The following is a 4,275-nucleotide window of genomic DNA, read 5'->3' as shown; positions in this document are numbered from 1 at the left end:
ACCGCCCCCGAGTACGACCGGATCATCCTGCGCAGATCCCGCACGCTGCGCGGTCTGTCGACCGCGTCCGAGTCGGTGATCTGGCGCAAGCACGCCACCGGTGTCATGGGCGCCCACATCTGGGCNNAAGTGGTACATCTACTTCGCCTCCGCGCCCGCCGAGGACATCTGGGCCATTCGGATCTGGGTGCTGGAGAACGCGCACCCCGACCCCTTCAAGGGCACCTGGGTCGAGCGCGGGCAGCTGAAGACCGCCTGGGAGACGTTCTCCCTCGACGCCACCACCTTCACCCACCGCGGCACCCGCTATCTGGCCTGGGCGCAGCACGAGCCCGGCATGGACAACAACACCGCGCTCTGGCTGTCGAGGATGGCCGACCCGCTGACCCTGACCGGACCCCAGGTCCGGCTCTCCACCCCGGAACTGCCCTGGGAGGTCATCGGCTTCAAGGTCAACGAGGGCCCGTCGGTCATCCGGCGCAACGGCCGGCTGTTCATGTCGTACTCGGCGAGCGCCACCGACTTCAACTACTGCATGGGTCTGCTGACGGTCGACGAGGACGCTGACCTGATGAACCCCGCGAACTGGTCGAAGTCGCAGGCGCCGGTCTTCACCAGCAACGACACCACCAAGCAGTACGGGCCGGGCCACAACAGCTTCACCGTCGCCGAGGACGGCCGCACCGACGTCCTCGTCTACCACGCCCGCCAGTACAAGGACATCGTCGGCGACCCCCTGAACGACCCCAACCGCCACACCCGTGTGCAGCGCCTCGGCTGGAAGCCCGACGGCACCCCCGACTTCGGCGTTCCCGTCGCCGACACCCCCACCCCGAGTTCCCGGAAGGAGAGCTGAGATGAGACGTGCGTACGCGATCCTCCTCGCGCTCTGTCTCGCGCTGGCCGGCGCCCTGGTCACCGCGGGCCCGGCCCAGGCCGCACCCCAGACCGTCCCCAACGGCGTCCAGTTCACCGACAGCGGCGGCAACCCCGTGCACGCGCATGGCGGCGGGGTCCTCAAGGTCGGCTCGTACTACTACTGGTTCGGGGAGCACCGGAACCCCGACAACACCTTCAAGTACGTGTCGGCGTACCGCTCGACGGACCTGAAGAACTGGGAGTTCCGCAACAACGTCCTCACCCAGGCCACCGACCCGGAGCTGGCGACCGCCAACATCGAGCGGCCGAAGGTCGTCTACAACGCGTCCACCGGCAAGTTCGTGATGTGGATGCACAAGGAGAACGGCGTCGACTACAGCGAGGCCCGCGCCGCCGTCGCCGTCTCCGACACCGTCGACGGCAACTACAGCTGGCGGGGCAGCTTCCGTCCGCTCGGCCAGCACATGTCCCGTGACATCACCACCTTCGTGGACACCGACGGCACCGGATACATGATCTCGGCGGCCCGCGAGAACTACGACCTGCAGATCTACCGGCTCACCGCCGACTACACGCAGGTCGCCGCCCTCGTCGCCGACCCCTGGCACGGCGGCCACCGCGAGGCCCCGGCCCTGTTCAAGCGGGGCGGCGTGTACTTCATGCTGACCTCGGGGGCCACCGGCTGGAGCCCCAACCAGCAGCAGTACGCCACCGCCACCAGCATCGCCGGACCGTGGACGGCCATGGCGAACATCGGCGACTCCACGACGTTCGGCTCGCAGACCGCGTACGTCCTGCCCGTGCAGGGCACGTCGGCCACCTCGTACCTCTACATGGGCGACCGCTGGGGCAACTCCTTCGGCGGCACGGTCAACGACTCCCGCTATGTGTGGCTGCCGCTGACCTTCCCCACCTCGACCACGATGTCCATGTCCTGGTCTCCGGAGATCACCGTCGACACGGCCGCCGGCACGGTCAGCGGCACCGGTGCCACGTACAACACGCTGGTCGCGCGGCACTCCTCCAAGTGCGCCGACGTGACGAGCCAGTCGCTGTGGGCGGGCGCCCAGCTCAAGCAGTACGCCTGCAACGGAGGCGGCAACCAGAAGTACTGGTTCAAGTCCGTCGGCGGCGGCTACTACCAGCTGGTGACCCGCCACAGCTCCCTGTGCGTGCAGGAGAACGCGAACACCGTCACCCAGGAGAACTGCAACTCCTCGGCGAACAACCAGCAGTGGTCCCTGACCACCACCGGCTCCTACGTCAACGTCAAGTCCCGCGCGACCGGTGAGTGCCTGGACGTGAACGGCGGGTCCACCGCCGACTCGGCCGCGATCATCACGTACACGTGCAACGGCGGCACGAACCAGCAGTGGACACGCGGTACATGAGGAGACGTCAGCCCAGCAGGTCGATCGCGTCGATCGCCGTCCCGGCGCTCAGATAGGAGGTCGTCCCCGACCCGCTCACCACGTTGATCCTCAGCACGTTGTACTGACTCGTGTCCGTCAGCCAGGCGGACGCCGGGACGCTGTAGGTACTGCGTCTTCCCGGGGGATAACCCCCGGACCCCCAGCAGAAAAGCAGGTCGGCCGACGTGACCGGCGCGGACATCGTGAGGCAAGCCGGCAGCAAAGATCGGCCCTGATCCCTCACCGCGAGGGATCAGGGCCGTCTGGCGTCGCAGCGCGGATCAGTTCCGTCGTGTCGGACGGTGGCTTGTAGGCTCGATCCGGCGGGTCGACCCGGGGTTTTCATCACTCCGGGGCGACCCGTTCGCTGTTCGGTCAGATGTGGTACGTCGTCCCCCAACGCATCGCGCCCCGCTGGGAGCAGTCCCGCAGGTGCTCGGTGGTCTGGTGCTGGTTGGCTCCGGGGGCGGGGGGGCGAATAGGACCAGGACGCGGATCGGTCCGCCATGTGCGGCCACGTCGACCCATGACTGCGCCGCGGGCACGCGTAAGCGGTACTCGTCGTCGCCGTAGTCGAGCCACGGCATAGCGCGCCGGATCCGGATGCGGTGACCGACGTACGGCGGCTCGTTGTCGTGTGGACCGAGGTGCATCGCGGCGGCGAAGGACCGCATGCCCTCGCGGATGCTCTCGTCGCTTTCGTGTGCCAGGCGGGGCGGCCAGTGGAACACGAGCAGGTTGGCCACGGTGAATGCGTCGGTTTGGTGGATGCCGGTCGCGAGACGGACACCGGCGACGGATCCGGCGCTGGGGGGTGCCTTGGTGATGTGTACGGTCATGACGTCTTCAGCTCCGCCCACACGGCTTTGCCCAGTGGGATGTCCTTGACTCCCCACCCTGTGCCGAGGGGACCGCACAGGACGTCGAGGATGATCAAGCCCCGGCCGCGGTCCCGTTCGTCCGACTTGGGGCGGAAGCGGGGACGGCGGCGAACGGGGTCATGTACCTCGATGCGCGTTTGGGAGGGGCATCAGCCGCGTCGAGCCCAGAACAGTGCGTGCCCACCCTCGCCTTCGGGTACGAACTCCTCCTCCTCGACCGTCAGCCCAGCTTGAGTGATCCATGCTCGGTTCGTTGCAGCGTCCGAGTGACTCCACCACATAGCGGTCCCGCCGCCCAGCCAGTCCTCGTCGACACCCGTCCAGGCCCGATAGCCAGTGGTGCCCAGGAACCAACCGCCAGGTCGCAGCCACCCGGCGACCTTCCGCAGCAACGGAAGCTGTTCGTCAAGCGGGATGTGGATCAGTGCGTAAAAGGAGACGACCGCGTTGAAGGAGGCCGGCGCGAAGTCAACGGCCGTAGCATCGGCGCGGATGAACTCGGCCTGCGGCACGAGCTCCCGGGCTCTGCGGATCTGCACATCGCTGATGTCGACACCGGTGACATAGTGACCGGCGGCGGACAACGCGCGAGCGACGGGAACCCCGCTCCCGCACCCGAGATCCAGCACCGTGCCTCCGGCAGGGATACGACCAGCTAGTTCCCTGATCCATGACTGGTACTTCGTCTCGGCGCCATACGCTTGGTCATAGCGGAGGGAGAGCGCGTCGTACCCCCGCCGGACCAGCTCTTTGGGATCCTCGATGCCCACGCCAGTGCACGTTAGCCACCCACAATGAGCGGCCGCGAACGATTTTCCCCAGCTTCCTTTCCCAGCAGGGTTGCGAGACAGGATCTTCATCCGCTCAGTCCATCAAGTCCGGGCAGCACGCGCACTCCCGTTCCAGAACAAAGATCAACCACTAACCCTGTAGGGCCAAATCACGGCGCTCTGCCCGACTTCACCTGGCCTTGACGCAGGCGCACTCGCCCCAGCCGTTCACGCGCGGCTGACGAACCGAGGGGGCGTTGGCAGAGTCTGCCACCGCCCCCACCCTTTCGCCGACGAGTCACGTACACGTGCGGGACTGTAAGACGTTCGGTG

The 4,275-nt window shown here is 67.2% G+C and carries 3 protein-coding genes and 2 pseudogenes; 3 read left to right on the top strand and 2 right to left on the bottom strand.

The features are described from left to right. The 3 genes and pseudogenes from AOK15_RS47820 to AOK15_RS34980 form a co-directional block, all read left to right on the top strand. Positions 1-125: pseudogene (locus AOK15_RS47820) on the top strand (alpha-N-arabinofuranosidase); the annotation flags it as partial. Between the two features lie 2 nt (positions 126-127). After that, the coding region (locus AOK15_RS34985; RefSeq protein ID WP_240508737.1) for a glycoside hydrolase family 43 protein at positions 128-856 on the top strand (729 nt) is incomplete at its 5' end. Position 857: 1 nt separating this feature from the next. Further along, positions 858-2,270 (top strand): RICIN domain-containing protein, encoded by a 1,413-nt coding sequence (locus tag AOK15_RS34980; protein ID WP_055522326.1) that lies wholly within the window; start codon positions 858-860, stop codon positions 2,268-2,270. A gap of 856 nt (positions 2,271-3,126) precedes the next feature. On the opposite strand, the pseudogene AOK15_RS47815 reads toward AOK15_RS34980, so the two are convergent. After that, positions 3,127-3,312, bottom strand: a pseudogene (locus tag AOK15_RS47815) (ATP-binding protein); the annotation flags it as partial. A gap of 9 nt (positions 3,313-3,321) precedes the next feature. Next, positions 3,322-3,942, bottom strand: coding sequence for a class I SAM-dependent methyltransferase (locus AOK15_RS34970; protein WP_055522324.1), 621 nt, complete (start codon positions 3,940-3,942; stop codon positions 3,322-3,324). Positions 3,943-4,275: the final 333 nt, after the last annotated feature.

The organism is Streptomyces ossamyceticus (genome assembly GCF_001418475.1).
Taxonomy (GTDB): Bacteria; Actinomycetota; Actinomycetes; order Streptomycetales; family Streptomycetaceae; genus Streptomyces; species Streptomyces ossamyceticus.
Note: the sequence above shows the minus strand (reverse complement) of the source record. Positions and strands in the feature narration are given on the sequence as shown.